A 2,759-nucleotide genomic window follows, 5' to 3' on the forward strand; every position below is an offset into this window, starting at 1 on the left:
AGACGCAAAGCGATAATGAGCTGTTCACCTTTCGGGTATGGCTGGTACGCCTTGGGTTGAATGGACCCGAGTTCAAGCACACGCGGGATCATCTTCTGGCCAACTTGGACGGGGATCGGGCATGGCGTTAACACCTTCGATGCGGTTATCACCGATCCCCCCTATGCCTCCGGGGGCCGAACCCAGGCTGAGAAAAACAAGTCTACCGACAAGAAATATTCCAGCATGGGAGAAAGCGCGCCCCCTCCCTTTGACGGCGACTCCAAGGATCAGCGATCCTGGACCCGTTGGGCCGCTGAATGGCTCTATGACGCCCGCAAGGTCTGTAAACCCGGTGCCCCTGTGTGCATGTTCATCGATTGGCGGCAACTCCCCGCAGCCACCGATGCACTCCAGTGGGCGGGGTGGATCTGGCGCGGCACAGCTGTCTGGGACAAAGGTAACAGCCGTCCCCAGAAGGGCCGCTTCCGCCAGCAGGCCGAGTACATTGTCTGGGGGTCCAACGGAGATATGCCCATCAGCAGACCCGTCCCCTGTCTGCCCGGCGTATTCAAGTATGGCAATCCCCAGAACCGTATTCACCTGACGGAAAAGCCCTTGCAGCTCATGCGGGATGTGGTGAAGATCACGGAGCCGGGAGGGCGTATCCTGGACCCCTTTGCCGGTTCCGGCAGCACAGTGCTGGCCGCCGTGCTGGAGGGCTATTCCGCCACTGGCATCGAGATTACGGATGCCTATGCCGCCCTGTCCAAGGAACGGATCGCGCGGGAACTGGCTCAGGGCGCGTGACGGCCTTCTGTCTGTAGCTGCCAGTTCAAGGAAGGTGTTGATTTCAAGGAAAATTGAAAACTTCCGTCGTTTTGACGGAAGTTTCAGCCCACAAAGAAAGGGGCTCCGTCCGGTTGGACGAAGCCCCTCAATCACTTTTGTTTTACTCGACTGTTATGTAGAATGAATAATGAGCTGTCCCCCCGTACCCGTTATCATCATCCCACCGTGCTACAACCTCATAGATGTATCCACCTGATTTCAACTCTATTGTATTTCCATTGAAAATCATGTTCTCGCCGTCTGCGGATGGCATGGACCAATATGAATCATTCCAACATTGAATACTTACAATTTTATCAGGATTTTGTGTGAATCTCAACGCAGCGGTTGCCTCCGCTGTCTCCAGCGGAGGAGACAGCAAATCTCTGCAATCCAAAGGGTGTGGACTATCGGCCCTTATATCGGTAATGATTCCGTCTATATTTCTTTGCTGCCAGGAATATGTACCCAATAGGGCAGCCACAGAGGTCTCATCACTGACCACGGTCAACGCCGGTGGCTGCTCTAAAACAACAACAGCGTCAAAGTTAGTGCAATCCTGTATCTGGTCGTTGTTTACAGGAATAGTGAATAGCCACCCTGCCATTGCGCTGTCGTCTTCTTCGGGGGTATAGGTGTATTTGACATGGACAGAAAGAGTGCCGTTCTCTTTCGAAACAGAATCTACCCCAAATCGAGGAGTGCAACTATTTGCCTCCACATAGACCAAAAGCAAGGTGTTTTCAATAAAGAAATCCTCCGTATAATCAGCAGTCACTTCCTCAAAAGAGGGCACTTCGTCCCAAGTTCCATCCATAGTAAAGGTGCCTGAAAATGTTGTTTTAAACTCGTTTAGTTCCTCTAATGTGTCGCACTTGTAGATAGGAATATGTCGAGCCGAACTAAGTTCAAATGTGTCCTTGTTAAGTGCCAATTCTCTGATTTTGGGATCGTCTGACCAGCCCGCCCAAGAAACAGAAGCATCAAATTCGATTGTGTCTGTTATGTCAGTTTCGCCCATGGACGATTGATTACTAGCCGGTGTATTGCTCGGCTGCGGTGTCTGGTTCGGCTGCGTATTGTTTTTGATGGAATTATCGTTCTGTTCACCGCAAGCCGCAAGAGAACATACCATAGCAAAAGCAAGTAATAGTATTAAAAATTTCTTCATCGTATGCATCTCCAATCTGTGTTAGCGCCGGGCGAAAACCGCCATTCCGGGCCGGGCGAAAATCGCCAATTTTGGCCGGGCGAAAATCGCCAATCGTTATTTACAATTTGAGACGTTTCTTTACACTGAGGGCGTAGCCAGCCCCCAGTGAAAGGAGACAAGATGAAACAACCCAATTTTGCAGCCATGTCCCCGGCTGTAGCGAAGGCCATTGAGCAAATGATGGCTGAACAGGGGGACAAGTTCTCGCTGGAGAAAATCAACCTTGCAGAGCTGGAGCGCCGTACCGGGATTTCCCGTGCCAGATTGCGCCGGATGAAGGAACACGGATTCGAGGATACTGAGCACGCCGCAAAGGGCCGGAGAGCAAGCACCACGCTTCTGACCGGCTACACGGGTATCTTGGATGGACTGCTGAAGGCCGGAGTGACAAACTCCGCTGTGTGCCTCAGCAGGCTCCGCGCAAATGGTTTCCAGGGTGGTAAGACCATTGTGAAGGACTATATCGCTGCCCACCAGCACCTTGTTCCGCCTGCCCGTTATGCGGTTGCTCCGCAGGGAAACCGTGGGCGGCGTTACACTACCGGCCCTGGCGAGGCATACCAGATGGACTGGGGCTTTACCAAGGTCAGTTCTTATGCCGGAGAAGAATACTCCGTTGCCTGCTTTGCTATGGTCTGCCACCACTGCGGTGAGCAGTACGTAGAGTTTTTCCCCAACGCCAAGCAGGAAAACCTGTTTATTGGTATGCTCCACGGGTTCCGGTACATGGGCGTCC

2 protein-coding genes and 1 pseudogene are annotated in these 2,759 nt (G+C 52.6%); 2 read left to right on the forward strand and 1 reads right to left on the reverse strand.

Features of this window, described 5'->3' with window-relative positions:
* Positions 1-87 precede the first annotated feature (87 nt).
* On the forward strand, positions 88-789 hold the full coding sequence (locus tag B5F88_RS18920) for a site-specific DNA-methyltransferase (RefSeq protein ID WP_087936982.1): 702 nt from the start codon (positions 88-90) through the stop codon (positions 787-789).
* 142 nt (positions 790-931) lie between these two features.
* Here B5F88_RS18920 and B5F88_RS18925 read toward each other — a convergent pair whose 3' ends face one another.
* Positions 932-1,981, reverse strand: coding sequence for a hypothetical protein (locus tag B5F88_RS18925; protein ID WP_087936981.1), 1,050 nt, complete (start codon positions 1,979-1,981; stop codon positions 932-934).
* Positions 1,982-2,143: 162 nt separating this feature from the next.
* Between B5F88_RS18925 and B5F88_RS21180 the strand changes: the two are divergent.
* Positions 2,144-2,759: pseudogene (locus B5F88_RS21180) on the forward strand (IS21 family transposase); the annotation flags it as partial.

The sequence above is a fragment of the Flavonifractor sp. An306 genome, assembly GCF_002159455.1.
In the GTDB taxonomy this organism is placed as follows: domain Bacteria; phylum Bacillota; class Clostridia; order Oscillospirales; family Oscillospiraceae; genus Flavonifractor.